This window comes from Rhodoblastus sphagnicola, assembly GCF_002937075.1.
Taxonomy (GTDB): domain Bacteria; phylum Pseudomonadota; class Alphaproteobacteria; order Rhizobiales; family Beijerinckiaceae; genus Rhodoblastus; species Rhodoblastus sphagnicola.
This window is the reverse complement of sequence record NZ_NHSJ01000129.1, coordinates 1-18,680: the sequence shown is the minus strand read 5'-3', so window position 1 is coordinate 18,680 and position 18,680 is coordinate 1. Positions and strand designations below refer to the sequence as shown.

Below are 18,680 nucleotides of genomic sequence, written 5' to 3'. Positions count from 1 at the left end.
TGACTCAGGCTCCGGGCCATGCCCTGACGGTTTGCGATGAATAATCGGCGATGGCGACCGCGCGATGTTCGGACGCCAGAAACCCCTTCGGATCGAAAATGCGTTGCGCCAGCAGCTTCAGCATGCGCACGCCCTGGCGGAACAGCTTGGCGTTGGAGATCTGATCGTCCTCGCACCAGGTCAAGGGAAAGAATTTTTGCCGGAAGCCCTTCTGGCAGCAGGCCAGAATCAGGAAATAATTGAAGGTCAGATCGTCGCGAAAGCGCCGGTGAAAGCCGTCGCGGAAGATGTCGAGCCGGTAGAGATTGAGGCCGGAGCCAAGATCGTAAAGTTTTTGACCTGAAATGATCGAGAAAATGGCATTGAAAACCCGGTTCGCCAGGGTGCGCAGCGCCGAATAGCCTTGCAGTCGGGAGCCGGGCATGAAACGCGCGCCGAGCAGGCAGTCCAGCGAGTCATGGGCGCCGGCGGCGACAAGCGGCGTGAGATCGGCGATCGAACCCTGGTCGTCGCCATGCAGCACGACGAGGTGCGAATAGCCTTGCGCGAGACCGAAATCGATCGCGACCTTGTGCGAGCCGCCCAGACCGTAATTGCCGGCGTTGCGCAAAATCGCGCGAAAGGGAAGGGGGACGCGCTCCATCGCGGCGGCGGCGACCTCTAGTGTCGCATCCGGCGATTGGTTGTCCACGCAGAGCACGCCATGGAAAAACTTGGCGACATCGGGGTTTTCGAGTTGCTTCAGCACGCGCCCGATCTGTTGAGCGCAATTATACATCGGGATGAAAATCAGGATTTTGTCGGCCATGAACAAACTCGTCTTATGCCGGGGTTCTCTAGAGCGCGATGCGTTTCCACGGAAACGCATCGCGCTCTAGGCTATTTGTTTTCGCATGATCTTTTCCAAAAACCGGTGTCCACTTTTTGGGATCATGCTCTACCCGACAAGCCCGGCCTTGTCTTGCGAAATTTCGGCGCTCACAGCAGCGAAACCCTCCGTTCGACCAGCCAGCCCATGAACAGGAAATTGCTGTAGAGCGTCAGCGGCGTCACCGCCACCTTGGCGGCGAGCGAGGCGAAGGTCAGCTTTTGCCCGTCGTGGAGATGCAGCAGGGCGAAGAGGTCGGCCGGCGCGGCGGCGAGCAGGACGAACGCCAGTTTCTGGATCACGATGGAAGCCAAAGGGACCGCCACGGCCTGATACAGGAAATAAGCCGCGAATTTGGCGAACAGAAAGCGGCCGTTGTCGATGAAGACGCGGTTTTGCGCGGCGAAGAAGACAAAGCTGATGGCGAGGCCGGCGCTGGTCAGGTTGGCGATGAAAACCGAAACCCCGCCCGAAACCAGCAGGGTCATCACCAGCATGTCGATCAGCCAGCCAAGGCCGGAAATGATCGCGAAACGATGCAGCCGCATGACGCGCCAAGTCCAGAGTTCGCGGGGTTCGAGGCGGCGCGCCGCCTCGGCTCGCCCTGCGATAGCACCGGGCGGCCCGCGACACAACGCAGGAGAAAATGGCGGGAGAAATGGACGCAAGAAGATGGCGCGGGAGCAGGCTCTCGCGCCACAAAAGCTGGAAAGACGGGGGGAACGGCGCCGACGGCCTTGCGTCGCGCCGCAGCCCGATCAGTTGAGGCCGTTTGAAACCGCGATGAACTTGCTGTTGATCTTGGTGCCGACCGTGGTGAGGGTCGCGATGGCGACCACGGAAATCAGCGCGGCGATCAGGCCATATTCGATCGCGGTGGCGCCGGACTCGTCACGGAGGAAATTCTTGAGCTGACGGATCATGATAGTCTCTCTCGATCGCGGAAGGTTGGGGCTGCCCTTCCGTCAGTCGGGTTATGGAGGCTTAAACGTTGCAATTTCGTTTACGTGAAGGAGTGCTTGATGGTGATGCAGCGTTTCTCGCAACGCGCTGAACATTATAGTGAATTTTTGCTTGCGGGCGAGCGCGCGCCAGCAGGGGCCATGACGATGTCAGCCGCGCGAGGGGGGAGCCGCCACGGGGGCCGCGTCGGTACGGTCGCGCGCCGGACCAGCGCGGCCAGACTCAGCAGCACCGCGAGATGCAGGCCGGCCAGGACTTCGGGCCGGACCAAGCGCGCCAGGAGTTCAGGCAATTCCTGGATGATGGAGAGGACGAACAACCCGTAGAGCGTCCCGGCCGAGAGATAGCAGCCGATCGTCGCGGCGCGCGCGCCGCGCGGCGCCAGCACGGCGGCGGCCAGCAGCGCGAACGGATAGAAGTGGTAGAGATAGCGCTCGTGCGTGCCGGTGAGGAAGAGGTTGAAGCCGAGGTTCATGAGCGCCACCAGCAGCAGGCAGCCGGCCAGAAAGCGTCTTGACGACTCGGCGTCGGCGGCGGCGCGCCAACAGAACCGCGCCAGCAGCGCGCCCGCGCCCAGCGCATAAAGGCCGTAGAGCGCGAAGCCGGCGACGCGCGGCGTCAGGCTGACCGCGCGCCCGAACAGGCTCAGGTTCAAGAACGGGTCGTCGGAGGACGACGCCATGTCGCGGCCGAGAAACACCCAGATGTTGAAGCCATTGCCGGTGAGGATGCGGCCGTGATGGCTGCCGCCGCCGAACCAGACATAAAGGAAGCTGGAGCCGAAATAGCCGGGGATGTCGGCCTGCCGGTCAAGCCACAGCAACAGGGCGCCCGCCAGCGCCACCGCAACGGCGCCGAGGGCGAGGGCGCGTTTCGAAGCGGCGCCGAGACGCCAGAGCGCGGCGGCCGCCAGCGGCGCCATGGCGACGATGGAGAAAATCGCCAGTTGCTTGGTCAGGGCGCATAGCGCGAGCGCGCACAGGCCGACGAGGAAATGCGCTTGCGCCTTGGCCCGGTCCCTGGTTTGCGCCGCGCCGGCCAATTGCCAGGCGCGCATAAGACCATGCAGGCTGGCGAGCAGAAAGAACTGGGAGATGGTGTCGATCTGGCCCCAGACCTCGCCGCCAGCCCAGGTCGAAGGCAGCAGTTCGATCGCCAGGGCGAGCGCGACCGCATGGCGAAGGCCCAGCGCGCGGCCGATCAACGCCAGCAGGACGAAATTGGCGGCGTCGAAACAGGCCAGCACAAGGCGATAATAACGGGCGATCTCCTCGACATCGTCGAGGTGGAAGACCTCCCGCAGCCCGGCGATGACGCCGGCGCTGAAAAAAGTTCCGACCAAGGGATAATTGGCGCTCGGGCACAGGCCATAGACATGGCGCGCGTCGGCCTTCCAGCAATCCGCCCATTCGACGAAAATGCGCATGTCGTCGTAATGAAACACATTGGCCAGACGCAGGATCAGGAAGGGAAAGGCGAGGCCGAAGGCCAACAGCACGGACTCAAGGCGCGGCGCGCCCGCATTTTCGACTGCTTTCCCCATCCGCAAGACCTCGATGCCCGAATAACGCCAAGCGCGAGGTCAAATTAGGCGAGAACCGTTACGAACTCTTTGCCTTACGCTGCTTCGGCCTGGTTTGACGGCCTCCCGCGCGTTGCGGCGACTTCCCAAGCCTGTCGGCGACTTCCCAAGCCTGTCGGCGACCTAAGGTTAACTATTTGCGGGCAAGACTGGATCATGTCGTTCTCCGTTTCCTCCACACCCGCCCGCGCCGCGGCGCCGCCGGACAACCTTGTCTTCGCGCTGTTCGTGCTCGGCGCCCTGGTGCTGTCGCTGGTTTTCCAGCAGGGGCGGCTGCTTGACGTCTGGAGCGGCGGCGGTTTTTACGACACCGACGACGCCATGCGCATGGTTCAGGTGCGCGACCTGCTGGCGGGACAGGGCTGGTACGACCTGACGCAATATCGGCTCAACCCGCCGCAGGGTTCGATCCTGCACTGGTCGCGCATCGTCGATATTCCCCTTGTTATTCTGCTGAAGTTTTTTGGCCTGTTCCTCACCCCGGACCTCGCCGAGCGCGCCGCGCGCATCGTCTTCCCGACGCTCGTCCTCGCCGTGCTGCTCGCCGGCGGCGGTTTCGCGGCGCGAGTCTTCGCCGGGTCCGCGATGCGCCTGTTCGGCGTCTTCGCCGTGTTCTGCTGCGGCGTGATGTTCTGGCAGTTTCCGCCCGGCCGCGTCGATCATCATTCCGTCCAGATCACGCTGTTGCTGTTCGCCGTCGCGACGCTGGCCCGCGCCTTCGATCCAGCACAGGCGCGCTGGGCGGCGTTGTCGGGCGCTTGTGTCGCGGTGTCGCTGGGTATTGGCCTGGAGAACCTGCCGTTTTTCACCGCGCTGGCGGCGGCGCCGGGCCTCGCCTTTTTGCTGCGCGGCGCCGAGGCGCGCGGGCTGCTGCGGCGTTTTGGCGGCGGCCTCGCCCTCGCCCTGATCGCCGTGTTCCTGCTGACGGTCGGCGCGCAACGCTGGCGCGTTCCCGCCTGCGACGCCCTGTCGATATCGTGGATGACGCCAGCCCTGATCGGCGCCGCCGCCTACTTCTTGCTGTCCTTCGCCGGCAATTTTTCGCGCGCCGGTCGCGCCGTGCTGCTGGTCCTCGCCGGGGCGGCGGCGCTGGCGCCCGTCGTGGCCTTGTGGCCGGACTGCCTGCGCCCGCCCTATGCCGATGTCGATCCGGTGCTGAAAACCTTCTGGATGGACCATATCGGCGAAAACCAGACGCTTGCGCAAAACTATGTCATCGCGCCCGGCGCGGCGGTCTTGATGGCGGTTCCGACGTTGATCGGCCTCGCCTGCGCCCTGTTCGGCGTTGTCGTCGGACGCGGCGTGGCGCGGGCGCGCTGGCTGGTGCTCGCGGTGCTGCTGGCGCTGGGTTTTGTCGCCGCCTGCGCCTGCCTGCGCATCTTCTCTTCGCTGGCGCCACTGGCCGCCGTCGGCCTGCTGGCGCCGGTCGATGCGGTCCGCCGCGCTCTGGCGCCGCGCGGAAAACTGCTGGCCGGGGTGGCCGCGAGTGTGGCGCTGCTGGCCGGGTCGTCCTTCGGCGTCGCGCTCGCCATGCCGGAGCTGGAGCCGGCGCCGGAGGCGAAGGCTTCGCCGGATTTGGCGTGGCGGCGGCCCGATCCCTGCATCGACTCCGCCAGCTATCGTTACCTCGACGACCATAAGCCCGGTCTGGTCGCGGGGCCGATCTCGCCCGGCTCCTATATCCTTGCGCATAGCGCCATGCGCGCGCTGGCCGCGCCCTATCATCGCAACAATGCCGGCAATCTCGCCGCGCTGAACATTTTACGCGCCGCGCCGCCGCAGGCCGAGATTTTGGCGCGCAAGGCGGGTGTGGATTACGTGCTGTTGTGCTGGGCGACGCCGGCCGACGCCGCGGCGCTGCGCGCGCTGTCGCCGGACGGTCTCGCGGCGCGCGTCGAGGACGGCGAAATCCCCGGCTGGCTGCGCGAGGTCTCGCCCGAGGGCGCCCCGGCGCGGCTCTACCAAGTTCTGCCGCCGAGCGACTGATGCGATCGGACCTGCGCGCCCTCAACGGGTTTGCTGGCGTCGGCGGCGCGGGCGCGCTCGCCTATGCGACGATGATTCCGCTGGTCTATCCGGCGCAGCGAAGCCTCGCCTTCCGCTCCAGCGAGCCGCACGCAAAAGCGTTTCCCAAATATGTCGCGACGCAATTGCTCGGATTGCAACTGTCCGCGCTGCTGAAATTCTGGACTTTTGCGCGGGCTTAAGCCGCCTCGCGCATCGGTTCGGCGGGTCTGGCCTCCGGCTGCGCCGGCTTCAAAAAGTCCGCCTCATGGCCGGCGCCGATCGCCAGCAAAAAGCCGCCCATGGCGTTTTGCGCGCCGATCACCATCAGCGTCGAACCGAGCACGGCGGGCAGGACATTGCGGATGCCGCTGAAATTATGGCCGGACCACCAGGCCAGCACGCCCGACAGCAGGCCGGCGCCGGCGAGGAAAACCAAGCCGCCGGCGATCAGCATGCTTTCCAGCGAAATCCACCGCGCCAGAAAGCCATCGGCGCGGAGGGCGGGGCGGTAGCCGGCGCGCACGCTGTAGAGATGGGTGGCGGCGCCGAGCAGGCCGGCGGTATGGGCGAGGCCGAGCAGCGAACCGGCGAGAATCGCCCAGTAATTGCCGAAAAAGCTCTCCTCCCAATGGCCGCTCGCCCAGGCCGACAGGCTCATGGCGAAAATGAACAGCGAGACGCTCGCGGCCAGCGCGGCCGGGGCCGCGAAGGCCCAGGCGGGGCTGAGCATCAGCAGATAGCGCAAATGGCGCCAGCCGTCGCGCCACGGGCGCAGATGTGGCGGCCGGTCGCGAATGTCGCGCGACAGTTTGACCGGGGCCTCGGCGATCTTCTCGCCCTTCAGCGCCGCCTTGATGATCATTTCGCTGGCGAATTCCATGCCCGAGCCGCTCAGCCCCAGGCGGTGGAAGCAATCCTTGGTCAGCGCGCGCAGGCCGCAATGGGCGTCGGACACGCCCGAGCGGAAAAACAGGTTCAGGATTCCGGTGAGCACGGGATTGCCGATATGGCGATTCTTCCAGGGCATGGCGCCCGGCGCGATGCCGCCCTTGAAGCGCGAGCCCATGGCGAGGCCGGCGCCGTCGCGCAGCAGGGCGACGAGATCGACCGCCTCGCGGAAATCATAGGAGCCGTCGCAATCGCCCATCACGAGATAGCGGCCGGACGCGCCTTCGAAGCCAGCAATCAAGGCGGCGCCATAGCCCCGGCGGGGCGCATCGACGACGCGGGCGCCGCCGGCGCGGGCGATCAACTGGCTGCCGTCGGTCGAGCCATTGTCGGCGATCACGATCTCGCCGGTGAGGCCGAGGCGCGACGCCAGCAGCGCCAGCGCCTCGCGGGCGTTGGCGAGGCAATGCGGCAGGCTCAGCGCCTCGTTGAGGCAGGGCATGACGATGGAGACGTCGGGGGCGTCGAGGGAATCAACGGCGCGAATGTCCGGCATTTTGGCGGTGTCCAATAAAACCTGGGCGCATCATGGACCTAAGGTCATTTATTTTCCCTGAAGCACGTTGGCGGTCGCGGGCGTGACATTTTGCCTGCGCTGGGCGGATGGCGACTTGTGACGGAGACGCCTAATATCGCCGCGCTCGCTCGTCCGTTTTTTTCCGTGGGACTTCCGTTCATGGCTTCGTCCGATTCAGATCCTTTCGTCCTGCGCGCCGCCGAGGCCGCCGACATTCCCGCCGTAACCGTTCTGATCAATTCGGCCTATCGCGGCGAATCCAGCGCCATGGGCTGGACCACCGAAGCGAACATCCTCCAGGGACGCCGCATCGACGAGGCCGGACTGGCCCGCGTCATGGCGGCGCCGGATACAATGTTTCTGCTCTGCTTCCAGGATGACAGGCTGATCGGCTCGGTGCAGTTGCAAAAGGTATCCGAGGGCGTCGGCTATCTCGGCATGTTCGTCATCAGGCCCGGCTTGCAGGGCAGGGGCCTCGGCCGGCGCTTCATGCGGGAGGCCGAGGCGACGGCGCGACGGCGCTGGGGCGTGACGCGCATGACGATGAGCGTGATCGGCCTGCGCAGCGAATTGATCGCCTATTACCAGCGTTGCGGCTACACGCTGACCGGCGAGCGCCTGCCGTTCCCGTTCGAGGACGGGCTGAGCACGGCGCTGGTGGACGGCATTTATCTCGCGGTGATGGAAAAGGATTTGGCGCTGGCGCCGGCGCAGTGAGCGCTTGTTTCTCCCCTTGCGGGAGAAGGCGGCTCGTCGCGGCGAGACGGATGAGGGGGCATCCAAGACACCCACCAGACATGGGCTTGGCGGCGAGCCAGATTTGAGATCGGCTGCGTTCGGCGCGAAGGCGTCTTTCAAGCTTTTCTGGCGATGGCGGGAACCATGCCGTCAGCGGAATTTCCCGGCCTCGGTCAAACGCGAATTGATGTCGCGAAGCCGTCGCTCGCCGAGGGAACTCTCATCACGTCCCATTCAATTGGGCAGAATCCGGCTGTTTTGTGGAAGACAGGGCGGATGTGTTTTCCATGTGGGAAACGCCAGTTGAAAAAAGACATTTCCGATTTAATCGGTAGACTAAGTAGAGTGGCCTCTATAAGCTGACTTTGTGTGTGAAACGCGGGATTCGACGGAGCGGAATGGCGCGCCGAAATCGGGCTGGCGCCCGGTCGGCGGCGGCCCGATCCCTTCGGCGGGAACCGGCTTGACACCCGCTAACCAAGTCATCTTCGCGCAGCAAACGGGGCCCTCCATGAACGAAAAAACAATATTGAAGACTGCGACCTTGGCGGTGTTCCTCGCCTCAAGCGCGGGAAGCGCGCTCCAGGCCCAAACGGCGCAGCCGTATCAGGGAGTCGTCGGCAGAACGCTCGCTGAATCCAAGGAATGGTGGCCGACGCCGACGCAGGCTCCCGCCAGCGCCCCCAACATCATCTGGATTTTGCTCGACGATGTGGGCTATGGCGCGTCCGACGCCTTCGGCGGGCTGATCGAAACCCCCACCCTCGACACGTTGGCCAACAACGGTTTGCGCTACACCAACTTCCACACCACCGCGATCTGCGCGCCCACCCGCTCGGCGCTGCTGACCGGCCGCAACAGCGCCTCGGTTCACGTCTCCGGATTCAGCCACACCGTGCTGTCCGCCGGCTTCCCCGGATGGGACGGCCGGCTTCCCTCCACGGCCGGCACCGTCGCCGAGATCTTGCGCGACAACGGCTACAATACGTTCGCGGTCGGCAAATATGGCGTGACTCCCGACGAGGAAGCCACCGACGCCGGTCCCTTCGATCACTGGCCCACCGGAAAGGGTTTTGACCACTTCTTCGGCTTCCTCGGCTCACAGACCGATCAATACAAGCCCGATCTGGTCGAGGATCAGGCCCACGTCCGTCCCGACGGACGCCACCTCAGCGCGCAGATCACCGACAAGGCGATCTCCTACATCGATCGCCAGAAGAAGGTCGCTCCCAACAAGCCGTTCTTCCTGTATTACGCGCCCGGCGCCACGCACGCGCCGCATCAGGTCGATAAATCCTGGAGCGATCAGTACAAGGGCAAATTCGACGCGGGATGGGATGCGTATCGCGACGAGGTCTTCAAGCGCCAGAAGAAACTCGGCGTGATCCCGGCCAACGCCCAACTGCCGGACCGCAACCCCAACATCAAGCCATGGGACACGTTGCCGCCCGAAGAGAAAAAGCTCTATGCGCGGTTCATGGAGGTCTATGCCGGCTATCTCGCCTATACCGACTATGAAATCAGCCGTCTGGTCAACCATTTGAAGGAAAGCGGCCAACTCGACAACACGCTGATCTTCATTTCCGTCGGCGACAACGGCGCCAGCAAGGAAGGCACGCTCAACGGCGACATCGACCGCTCCCTGGCGACGCCGCCACTGCCGGAGAAGGAAAACATCGCCCATAATCTCGCCAAGATCGGCGAAATCGGCACGCCGGAAGCCGTCGAGGGCAATTACCCGCTCGGCTGGGCCCAGGCGGCCGATACGCCGTTCAAGCAATGGAAGCAGGACGCCAATGCCGAAGGCGGCACGCACAACCCGCTGATCGTCTATTGGCCGAAGGGCATCAAGGACAAGGGCGGCATCCGGCCGCAATACAGCCACGTCATCGATCTGCTGCCGACGACGCTTGATCTGATCGGCGTCAAGGCGCCCGAGGAAATTCGCAGCGTCAAGCAGCAGCCGATCGAGGGCGTCTCCTTCGCCGATTCTATCGACAACGCCAACGCGCCCTGGCATCACACCGAGCAATATTATTACATCTTCGGGTCGCGCGCGATCTACAAGGACGGATGGAAAGCGGGGCTCGCCTATCCCAGCAGCTTTATCACCGGCAATCTGAGCAACCGTGAGCCGTTCGACGAAAACGCCTGGGAGCTCTACAACCTGAACGACGATCCCACCGAGCGCATCGATCTGGCCAAGAAGAATCCGGAAAAACTCGCCGAACTGAAGGCCGAATTCGAAGCGCAGGCCAAGGCGCACAATGTCTATCCCCTGATCACCTGGGATGACGTTCTCAAGGGACGTATTCACGCCACCAAAGGCAGAAAGAACTTTTTCGAAGCCGTCAAAGACATAACAAAGGCGGGCGACAACCAGTAGACGTCCCCCGCGCCTCGGCCCGAGCCCTCCGGCTCGGGCCCTCCGCTTCTGGCGCTTGTCGAGGCCAAGCTGGACCCATCGCCAATGGAGCCGGGCGCCGTCCATGCGCTGACACATCCCAATCGTCGGCCCGCCGCCAAGACCCGCGCCTGGGTAGACTTTCTTGTCGCCCGACGTCCCGCGACGGCGCCAGACAGGTGACGATTGGCATGAAGGGCGCCGACAGGCGCAAACGTTTTTCCGAAATTAGACTATTCAGTTAAATCATCATTGTGGTCGGCAACGACTGGAAATGGCGCATCCCTCCGGCTGAGCCTTCGACTGGTCCATCGCCCGACTCCCGCTTTCCGCCGGCTCCTGTCACTGTTGCCGGCTGGATCGGGTGGGTGACGCCTCAGCGCGCGGCGGGTGTTGTGGTTTGCGCGTTTTCACTTTTGACGGCGCGACGCGCTTCGCGTCATGCGTTTCCGCGGACAGCCGCCGCCGCGCCCCGCCGTCGCCCAAGCGCGCGGCAGCGCAAGGGGAGAAGGAAGCGCGGCGGCCTCATGCCTTACAGACTGTCGCCCAAATCAGCGCGGAACTTCGCCAGCAGCTTGTGCTGCCAGTCGCTGGTCGCAACCAGCTTGCCGAAGAAGAACCGCAACATTTTCGGCTCCTCGACAAAGCGCAGGCCGCCGATCAGATCGCGGTTCTCGTGGAGCCAGACAATGCGATCGACCGCATATTTCAACTGCGACAGGGTGAAGACGCGGCGCGGCACCGCGAGGCGCAGCAATTCCATGTTGGAATAGACTTCGTTGCCCTGGTCGTCGCGCTGTTCGGACACCGAGCCGCGCTCCATGCCGCGCACGCCGCTGACGAGGAACAAGGCCGAGGCCAGCGCGCCGGCCGGATATTGCGTCTGCGGCACATGGGGAATGAAGCGCAGCGCGTCGAGATGGCAGCCCAGCCCCCCCGGCGGGGTGATCACCGGCACGCCCTTGCGGTTCAACTCATCGACCATGAATTTGATGAATTGCGGCCCCTGCGAAATCATGTCCTCGTCCATGGTTTCCTCAAGGCCGACCGCGATCGCCTCGATTTCGCGCACGGACATGCCGCCATAGGTGAGGAAGCCCTCGAACAGCGTGACCAGTTCGCGCATCTTCATGTAGAGATCGCGGCTTCTGGTGCAGATGCCGCCGCCGCGCGCGCAGCCGAGTTTTCGCGCCGAGAAATAGACGATGTCGCACAGATCCGCGATGGCGCGGGTGATCTCCCGCACGCTCATGCCCTTGCAGGCTTGCTCGCGCGTCTTGATGAAATAGAGGTTGTCGGCGAGCAGGCTGGCGTCGAGCACGAGCAGGACGCCGTGCTGTTTGCAGACCTTGCTGACCTGCCGCAGGTTTTCCAGCGAATGCGGCTGGCCGCCGATCAGGTTGGTGCCGGTCTCGACGCGGACGAAGGCGATGTTGGCGGCGCCATGCCGGGTAATCGACGCCTCCAGCTTGGCGATGTCCATGTCGCCCTTGAACGGCAGATCGCTGGTGACCTCCAGCCCCGCATCGATGATGAGTTCCTCCACGGCGCCGCCATTGACGGTGATATGGGCCTTGGTCGTGGTGAAATGGTAGTTCATCGGCACGACGGAACCGGGCCGGCAGAACACGCGCGCGAGGACGTTCTCGGCGGCGCGGCCCTGATGCACCGGCAGGAAATAGTCCATGCCGAAGATGTCGCGGATCTTGGTTTCGAGCTTGGTGAAGGTGGCCGATCCGGCATAGCTGTCGTCGGATTCCATCATCGCCGCGAGTTGCTTGTCGCTCATGGCGTTGACGCCGCTGTCGGTCAGCATGTCGAGGTAGATATCGGCGTTCTTCAGCAGGAAGGTGTTGTTGCCGGCCTCGTCCAGCGCGGCCAGCCGGCGCTCGATCGGCGGCAAGTTCAGTTTTTGCACAATGCGGACCTTGTGCATCTCCAGCGGGACTTGCTCGCCGGAGTAGAATTTGATGTTGGCCATGGACGTTTCCTGCTTGTCGTTTGTCGAAACCAAGACATTACCAATGCGAACGCTTAAGCACATTGTCACGGGGGCGAAATGTGACCCATTGTCCCAACGCAATTTTTTCAGGCGCGCGCCGCAAGGAAAGCGCTTATTTCCTTGCGGAAACCAGCGTCCACGCGCACACGGCGCAGCCGAGCCCCGACAGCGCGATGGTCAGGGCCATGGGCCAAGGGGTGCTCGAAGGCGTTCCGTCGCCCAGCGCGCCGACGAGGCCTGAGCCGACAATGCCCGCGCCATAGTGCGAGGCGCCGACCAGCGCCGAAACCGCCCCCGCGCGCTCGGGAAAGGCGGCGAGAGCGCCGGCGATGGAATTGGCGACGATCAACCCGGTCGAGGCGACGAAGACCAACAGCGGCGCGACCAGTCCCGCCAGCCCGCCCAGGCAAAGGCGCGTATCGACGGCCACGGCGATCCCGGAAACGGCCGCCGCCAGCGCGCCGATCCGCAGCAGGCGCAGGCTGCCAAATTGCGGAATGAGGCGCGCGTTGAGCAGGTTGGCGGCCATGATGCCAAAAGTCCCCAGCCCGAACAGCAGCGCATAGCGGGCCGGCGTCACGCCGTGATAGACGATGAAGGCGAAGGGAGAGCCGACGACATAGGCGAACAGCCCGACATAGAACAGGGCGCCGACGCTGGCGAAGCCAAGGATTCGCCTGTCTCCGAGCAGGCGGCCATAAGCCGCGAACGCCGTGCGCAAGGACTCCTTGTTGCGGCGCGCGACCGGCAGCGTTTCCGGCAGGGTCGCGAGCGCGGCCAGGGCGGCGGCGGCGCAGGCGACCAGGGTCCAGAAGATGGCGCGCCACGACGCGAAGGCCAGGATCTGGCTGCCCGCGAGCGGCGCGACCAGCGGGGCGATGGCCATGACGGACATGAGCGTGGACATCATCCGCGCCGCTTTTTCGCCGTGGTAGAGATCGCGGACCATGGCGCGCGACAGCACCACGGCGGCGCAGGCGCCCAGCGCCTGCACGATGCGCCAGCCGATGATCTGGCCGGGCGTCGCCGCGAGGGCGCAACCGCCGGAGCCGAAAGAATAAATGACGAGGCCGAGCGCGACGGGCGCGCGGCGGCCGTAGCGGTCGCCGACCGGCCCCCAGACCAATTGTCCCAGGCTGAAACCGATCAGAAAGCCCGAAATCGTCCATTCCATCTCGCCGGATCCGGCCCGCAGCGCGACGGCCATGGCGGGCAGCGCCGGGAGGTAGAGATCGGTCGAAATCGCGGCGAAGGCCATCAGGGCGCAAACGACGGCGAGCACACGCGGGCCGGTTGGCCTGGCGCCCACGCCAGCGGTCGCTCCGGCTTCGAAATTCAACTGCGCGGGTCCATTTTGATCATCCTTGCCGCAACGGGCGACGCTGGGTCGCGACGCATGTTCTTGTCTGTCGCCGGAAATTCTTCAAGGCGGAATCGCAAGCGGCGCGCGGAGTTTGGTCAGATGACCGGATCCGGGCTTTGTGTTCGCCTCAACCTTGGCTGTGGCAAGGGCATCGGTTCTGACACGGTCCGCTCCGGTTTCGGCGCAAGGCGTGCGGCGCCGGGCGACAGTTGCGCATCATCGGGTGGTTCCCGCCGCTCGGGACGAATCTTGCCGCCGCCATGATCACGCCGAGCGCAATATCCGCATGAATTTTCTGTTGGTTCACACAAGGATTCCGGCGCAATTTCGACTTGTCGCGGGGTGTCTGGCGGTCGCCCCCCGTCACGCGGTCTTCGCCATTGGGTCGCTGACCTCCGGGTCCCTGCCGGGCGTCAATCTGTTCCAATATGCCCTTGCCCATGGCGGTCCCGTCGGCGACCCTTCAGGCGCGTCCCTCCGCGCGGGCCGTCATCATTGGCGGCGACGGTGTCGCCTGCGGCCCGGCCGCGCTCTGCGGACAGACGTGGAAATCGATCCTTCTCGACGAAGTAAAGGAGCGCCTCGACCTCAGCCGAGTTCATTTCACCGGCCATATCCCGGTCGCGCGCTATCGCGCGGCGCGCCCTTTTCTCTTGACCCCCGGCGCTTTTGCCTTACTGCAAAATCAACGCAAGAAAGGAGGCCCGCCGATGGCTTCGGAATGGATCAAATTGACCGACCGCGACAATGGCGAGCCGATTTTCGTCAATATGACCAATGTGCTGACCGTGCAGCGCGGCAACAAATGCTCGTGGATCTGGTTTCCCACCGGCGTCAGTGACGATTCCATGCTCGAAGTGGTCGAGACCCCAGAGCAAATCTTCGAAATGCTGAAGCAAAGCCGGGGTGGCTGATTTCAGCGCATGATCCCAAAAAGTGGGCGCCGGTTTTTGGATAAAAATCCTGCTTAGCGCCGTCCGCGCGGCTTCGGCTGGGCGGCCGGCTCGCTTGGCGCGCTGAAGCCGAAGATCAGGGCCAGTGGATTGTCGTTTTGCGCGGCGACGGGCGCCGCAGCGACCCGCTGCGGCCGCGCGGCGGTCTGGCGCGGCGCGGCCGGAGACGCTTCCCGCGGCTCGACATCGCGGACATAGGTCGCGTTGGATGCGTCGCCGATGATGTGGATGGTCGCGCCCTCCTCTCGCACCAGCTCGTAAAGCGTCGCGGCGTTGGCCGGCGAGATGCGCACGCAGCCATGCGAAGCCGGGCGGCCGAGATTGGCGAGATCGTAGGTGCCGTGGATGGCGAAGCCGCCATTGAAGAAGATCGAATGCGGCATCGGCGAATTATGATATTTTTTGGAATAGTGCATGGTTTGCAGGCTTTGCACCCCGTAGGTTCCGCGCGGCGTGACATAGCCGTCGCGCGCCGAGGAAATCGGCCAGGAATAGGAGCCGCCCGACGCATCCACATCCATGGTCTGGTTCGAGAGATCGACGGTGATCCGCACCCGGGCTTGGCAGACGGCCGGCGCGCCCAACGCCAGCAAAAGCAATACAGCCGCAAGCCTGTTGCGCATGATCCGACCCGATCGTGAAAAAAACAGAAGAAGGTCCGGCCAACCTATAGCGGCGCCTCCCGGCGGGCAAACCTGTTCCGGACCGGCTCAAGCTTTTTTGCCGCCCTGTTGCCCGCAAGCGACAATGACGCGGCTTGCGTGGGGCGCGCCTTTGCGTTATAGCCTCGTTCAGTCAACATCTTCGTCAAGGCCTTCGGGCCATGCGGGAGTGGGGCCCAAGCGGGACCCGCTCTTTTTTGTTTTACCTGGCTGGATTCCATTTGAACGACACGCCCCATCAGGATCGGACCCTGGAAGCCCCGCTCGACGAGCCGCGCCTCGTCGAGGAGAGCGGCATGGCCGCCCGCGTCGCACATGTCGCGGAACGTGTGCTGAAATCGATGAATTTCCGTCTGGTCCGGGTGAAAATCATGGCCGGGGGGCAGGGCATGATCGTGCAGATCATGGCCGAGCGTTGCGACGGAACCCTCACCATCGACGATTGCGAGGAGATTCACGACAATCTGTCGCCGGTGCTCGACGTCGAGGACATGATTTCCCAGGCTTATCGGCTGGAAATCTCTTCCGCCGGCATCGACCGCCCGCTGGTGCGCGTCTCCGATTTTCGCCGCTCCCTTGGCATGGAGGCGCGCGTCGAACTCGCCCGCCCGCACGAAAGCGGCCGCAAGCGCTTTCGTGGCTTGATTCAGGACATTGAAGGCGAAGGCAAGAACGCCATATTAACGATCTGCCGCGCGGACGCCGGACCCGACGAGGACAAGACGCCGCGCCTGCGCCTGGGCGATCTCGACGAGGCGAAAGTGATCCTGACCGAAGCCCTTATCCGCGAGTCGCTTCGGGCCGCCAAGGCGGCGGTCAAAGGTGGCGCGGAAGAAGGCGAAGACTCCTCCCCCGAGGCGCCCGAACCGGCCGAGCGCGGCCCCGGCCGCTTCGGCTCCAAAGGCTCGAAAGCCAAGCCCCTCATGCCCGCGGGCGTTCGGGCGCAGTTCAAGAAAGGCGGCGGCGCCCCGCGTCGCCCAAAAAGTTCAGCTAAAGACTGATCCAATAGGAGAATACAATGGCCGTCAGCGCCAACAGGCTCGAACTCTTGCAGATCGCCGAAGCGGTCGCGCGCGACAAGTCCATTGATCGCGGCATCGTGATCGCCTCCATGGAGGAGGCGATGGCCAAGGCGGCGCGCTCGCGCTACGGCCAGGAGACCGAGATCCGCGTCGAGATCGATCCGCGCACCGGCGAGACCCGTTTCTCCCGCCTGATGCTGGTGGTCGATCTGGTGGACAACGATTCCACGCAGATTTCGCTGGTCGACGCCCACAAGCGCAATCCGGCGGCCGAGGTCGGCGACTGGATTTCCGAAAAGCTGCCGCCGCTCGATTTCGGCCGCATCGCCGCGCAATCGGCCAAGCAGGTGATCGTGCAGAAGGTGCGCGAGGCCGAGCGCGACCGCCAATATGACGAATTCAAGGATCGCATCGGCGAGATCATCAACGGCGCCGTGAAGCGCGTCGAATATGGCAATGTGATCATCGATCTCGGCCGCGCCGAGGCGATCATCCGCCGCGACGAGATGATCCCGCGCGAAATGTTCCGGCCGGGCGACCGCGCGCGCGCCTATGTCTATGACGTGCGCCGCGAGCAGCGCGGCCCGCAGATTTTCCTGTCGCGCACCCATCCGCAGTTCATGGCCAAGCTGTTCACGCAGGAAGTGCCGGAAATCTACGATGGCGTGATCGAGGTGAAATCGGTCGCTCGCGACCCCGGCTCGCGCGCCAAGATCGCGGTGACCTCGCGCGATTCCTCCATCGATCCCGTGGGCGCCTGCGTCGGCATGCGCGGCTCGCGCGTGCAGGCCGTGGTCAACGAGTTGCAGGGCGAGAAGATCGACATCATCCCCTGGTCCGCTGACGCAGCCACCTTCATCGTCAACGCCTTGCAGCCGGCGGAAGTGGTCAAGGTTGTGCTGGACGAGGATTCCTCGCGCATCGAGGTGGTGGTGCCGGACGACCAGTTGTCGCTCGCCATCGGCCGTCGCGGCCAGAATGTGCGCCTCGCCTCGCAACTGACCGGCTGGGACATCGACATCCTGACCGAGGCGGAGGAATCCGAGCGCCGCCAGAAGGAATTCATCGAGCGCACCCACGCCTTCATGAACGCGCTCGACGTGGACGAAGTGGTCGCCCAGTTGCTGGCCTCCGAAGGCTTCCGCAATGTCGAGGAGCTGGCCTATGTCGATCCCACGGAGGTCGCCAACATCGAAGGCTTCGACTCCGATTTCGCCGAGGAAATCCAGACCCGCTGCCGCGATTACCTCGCCCGCCTCGAAGCCGAGCTGGACGCCCGCCGCACCGAGTTGGGCGTCGCCGACGAATTGCGCGAGATCGAAGGCGTGACCACGGCCGTGATGGTCAAGCTCGGCGAGAACGACGTGAAGACGATCGAGGATCTCGCCGGCTGCGCCACCGACGATCTGGTGGGCTGGACCGAGAAGCGCAACGGCGAAACCGTCAGGGAGACAGGTTTCCTCGACGGTCTCGACGTCAGCCGCGAAGAGGCGGAGGTCATCGTCATGCGCGCGCGCGTCAAGGTCGGCTGGGTCCAGGAGGACGAGTTGACTTCGCCCGAGTCGGGTTCGCAAGAGTCGGGTTTGCATGAGCCGGTTTCGGACGAGACGGCTGCAAATGATTTGACGGAAACTGAGCCAGCGCAAGGCGCAAGCTCGGCGGAAGCGTAAGGAGAACGGATTGGCGAAGACGGCGCGGGGCAAGAACGAGGCTTTGGACGTCTCTTCCGACGAGGAGAGCGGTTCCGAGCGGACGTGCGCCGTCACGCGGGAAAAGGCGCCGCCGGAGGAAATGCTGCGTTTTGTGCTCGGGCCGGACGGTTTCGTCGTCCCCGACATCAAGCGCAAGCTTCCGGGGCGGGGCGTGTGGATCGGCCTGTCGCGTCAACGTGTCGCGGCGGCCGTCAAGAAGCAGGTTTTCGCGCGGTCCTTGAAAAACAAGGCTCTGGCCGCGCCCGACCTGCCGGAGATGGTGGAGAGCCTGCTCCGGCGCGACGCGCTGCAAACCCTGTCGCTGGCCAACAAGGCGGGGCTGGTCACTGCCGGCTTCGTCAAGGTGGAGAAAGCGATCGAGGCGGGCGATGTCGGCGCGCTGCTGCACGCGCGCGACGGCAAGGCGGACGGCAAGCGCAAGCTGGGCCAGGCTTTGCGCCGCCGGCACGGCGCGGAGGGCAAGCCGGAGATCGGTCTGTTCTCGACCGATGAGATCGATGCGGCGCTTGGTCGCGTCCATGTGGTGCACGCCGCGCTGGGAAATGGCGCGGCGACGAAGGTTTTGCTCGCCTCATGCCGCAGACTTGCGGTATATCGCGGCGACGAAGAAGCGGACAGCCCCGCAGGCGGGGAAGATTTGAAGGCGGATGAGACCGGGCGAAGCCGCCGCCCGGACGAGGACGCCGGGGACATTAGCTCTTGGGACGCACGAACGATATGAACGACACCAATAATCCCGGCGAAAAACCCGCGAACAAGACGCTGACGCTGAAGCGCCCGATCGAGCAGGGCACGGTACGGCAGAGCTTTTCGCACGGCCGGTCGAAGACGGTCGTCGTTGAACATGTGAAGCGCCGTCAGCATGGCGAGCCGGCCAAGGCTCCCGCCGCCGCGCCTCCGGCTCCCGTTTCCGCCGCGCCCGCCGCCCCGGTTCAAGCT

At 64.5% G+C, this 18,680-nt stretch carries 17 protein-coding genes; 9 read left to right on the top strand and 8 right to left on the bottom strand.

Translation table 11 applies throughout. The features are described from left to right. Nucleotides 1–4: 4 nt before the first annotated feature. From CCR94_RS21055 to CCR94_RS21040, 4 genes are all read right to left on the bottom strand, one after another. Nucleotides 5–808, bottom strand: a complete 804-nt coding sequence (locus CCR94_RS21055; protein WP_206605879.1) for a glycosyltransferase family 2 protein — start codon at nucleotides 806–808, stop codon at nucleotides 5–7. Nucleotides 809–978: 170 nt separating this feature from the next. Beyond that, on the bottom strand, nucleotides 979–1,416 hold the full coding sequence (locus CCR94_RS21050; RefSeq protein WP_104509960.1) for a hypothetical protein: 438 nt from the start codon (nucleotides 1,414–1,416) through the stop codon (nucleotides 979–981). 210 nt (nucleotides 1,417–1,626) lie between these two features. Further along, nucleotides 1,627–1,791, bottom strand: coding sequence for a Flp family type IVb pilin (locus CCR94_RS21045; protein ID WP_104509957.1), 165 nt, complete (start codon nucleotides 1,789–1,791; stop codon nucleotides 1,627–1,629). A gap of 134 nt (nucleotides 1,792–1,925) precedes the next feature. Further along, a complete protein-coding gene (locus CCR94_RS21040; RefSeq protein ID WP_104509954.1) occupies nucleotides 1,926–3,374 on the bottom strand; it encodes a hypothetical protein in 1,449 nt (482 codons plus the stop codon). A gap of 195 nt (nucleotides 3,375–3,569) precedes the next feature. On the opposite strand from CCR94_RS21040, the gene CCR94_RS21035 reads away from it, so the two are divergent. Next, on the top strand, nucleotides 3,570–5,399 hold the full coding sequence (locus CCR94_RS21035) for a hypothetical protein (protein ID WP_104509951.1): 1,830 nt from the start codon (nucleotides 3,570–3,572) through the stop codon (nucleotides 5,397–5,399). Next, nucleotides 5,399–5,620 carry a hypothetical protein gene (locus tag CCR94_RS21030; protein ID WP_104509949.1) on the top strand — a complete coding sequence of 74 codons (222 nt, stop codon included), beginning with the start codon at nucleotides 5,399–5,401 and terminating at the stop codon, nucleotides 5,618–5,620. Before CCR94_RS21035 ends, CCR94_RS21030 begins: the two co-directional genes overlap by 1 nt. Here CCR94_RS21030 and CCR94_RS21025 read toward each other — a convergent pair. Next, nucleotides 5,617–6,864, bottom strand: coding sequence for a glycosyltransferase family 2 protein (locus CCR94_RS21025; protein ID WP_104510184.1), 1,248 nt, complete (start codon nucleotides 6,862–6,864; stop codon nucleotides 5,617–5,619). The two genes, CCR94_RS21030 and CCR94_RS21025, sit on opposite strands and share 4 nt — an antisense overlap. 180 nt (nucleotides 6,865–7,044) lie before the next feature. On the opposite strand from CCR94_RS21025, the gene CCR94_RS21020 reads away from it, so the two are divergent. Together CCR94_RS21020 and CCR94_RS21015 are read left to right on the top strand one after the other, a co-directional pair. Further along, a complete protein-coding gene (locus CCR94_RS21020) occupies nucleotides 7,045–7,602 on the top strand; it encodes a GNAT family N-acetyltransferase (protein ID WP_146090132.1) in 558 nt (185 codons plus the stop codon). A 532-nt stretch (nucleotides 7,603–8,134) separates the two neighbouring features. Continuing rightward, nucleotides 8,135–10,009 (top strand): arylsulfatase, encoded by a 1,875-nt coding sequence (locus tag CCR94_RS21015; RefSeq protein ID WP_104509945.1) that lies wholly within the window; start codon nucleotides 8,135–8,137, stop codon nucleotides 10,007–10,009. A 550-nt stretch (nucleotides 10,010–10,559) separates the two neighbouring features. Here CCR94_RS21015 and CCR94_RS21010 read toward each other — a convergent pair. Together CCR94_RS21010 and CCR94_RS21005 are read right to left on the bottom strand one after the other, a co-directional pair. Continuing rightward, complete coding sequence (locus CCR94_RS21010; protein ID WP_104509942.1) at nucleotides 10,560–12,008, bottom strand: tryptophanase; 1,449 nt, start codon at nucleotides 12,006–12,008, stop codon at nucleotides 10,560–10,562. Between the two features lie 133 nt (nucleotides 12,009–12,141). After that, nucleotides 12,142–13,368, bottom strand: a complete 1,227-nt coding sequence (locus tag CCR94_RS21005; RefSeq protein ID WP_244594168.1) for a multidrug effflux MFS transporter — start codon at nucleotides 13,366–13,368, stop codon at nucleotides 12,142–12,144. 734 nt (nucleotides 13,369–14,102) lie between these two features. On the opposite strand from CCR94_RS21005, the gene CCR94_RS24735 reads away from it, so the two are divergent. After that, a complete protein-coding gene (locus CCR94_RS24735) occupies nucleotides 14,103–14,306 on the top strand; it encodes a hypothetical protein (protein ID WP_146090131.1) in 204 nt (67 codons plus the stop codon). Between the two features lie 53 nt (nucleotides 14,307–14,359). Here CCR94_RS24735 and CCR94_RS20995 read toward each other — a convergent pair whose 3' ends face one another. Beyond that, nucleotides 14,360–14,968: a L,D-transpeptidase gene (locus CCR94_RS20995; RefSeq protein ID WP_104509938.1), complete on the bottom strand. Its 609-nt coding sequence runs from the start codon at nucleotides 14,966–14,968 to the stop codon at nucleotides 14,360–14,362. A 260-nt stretch (nucleotides 14,969–15,228) separates the two neighbouring features. Here CCR94_RS20995 and rimP point away from each other — a divergent pair, with 260 nt between their 5' ends. The 4 genes from rimP to CCR94_RS20975 form a co-directional block, all read left to right on the top strand. Continuing rightward, the gene (gene rimP, locus CCR94_RS20990; RefSeq protein WP_244594167.1) at nucleotides 15,229–16,008 is read left to right on the top strand and encodes a ribosome maturation factor RimP; all 780 of its coding nucleotides are present in this window, start codon (nucleotides 15,229–15,231) and stop codon (nucleotides 16,006–16,008) included. Between the two features lie 17 nt (nucleotides 16,009–16,025). After that, on the top strand, nucleotides 16,026–17,699 hold the full coding sequence (nusA, locus tag CCR94_RS20985; RefSeq protein ID WP_104509933.1) for a transcription termination factor NusA: 1,674 nt from the start codon (nucleotides 16,026–16,028) through the stop codon (nucleotides 17,697–17,699). A 10-nt stretch (nucleotides 17,700–17,709) separates the two neighbouring features. After that, nucleotides 17,710–18,462 (top strand): RNA-binding protein, encoded by a 753-nt coding sequence (locus tag CCR94_RS20980; RefSeq protein WP_244594166.1) that lies wholly within the window; start codon nucleotides 17,710–17,712, stop codon nucleotides 18,460–18,462. Beyond that, nucleotides 18,459–18,680 (top strand): translation initiation factor IF-2 associated domain-containing protein (locus tag CCR94_RS20975; RefSeq protein ID WP_146090130.1); only part of this gene is annotated, 222 nt, incomplete at its 3' end. The genes CCR94_RS20980 and CCR94_RS20975, both read left to right, overlap by 4 nt.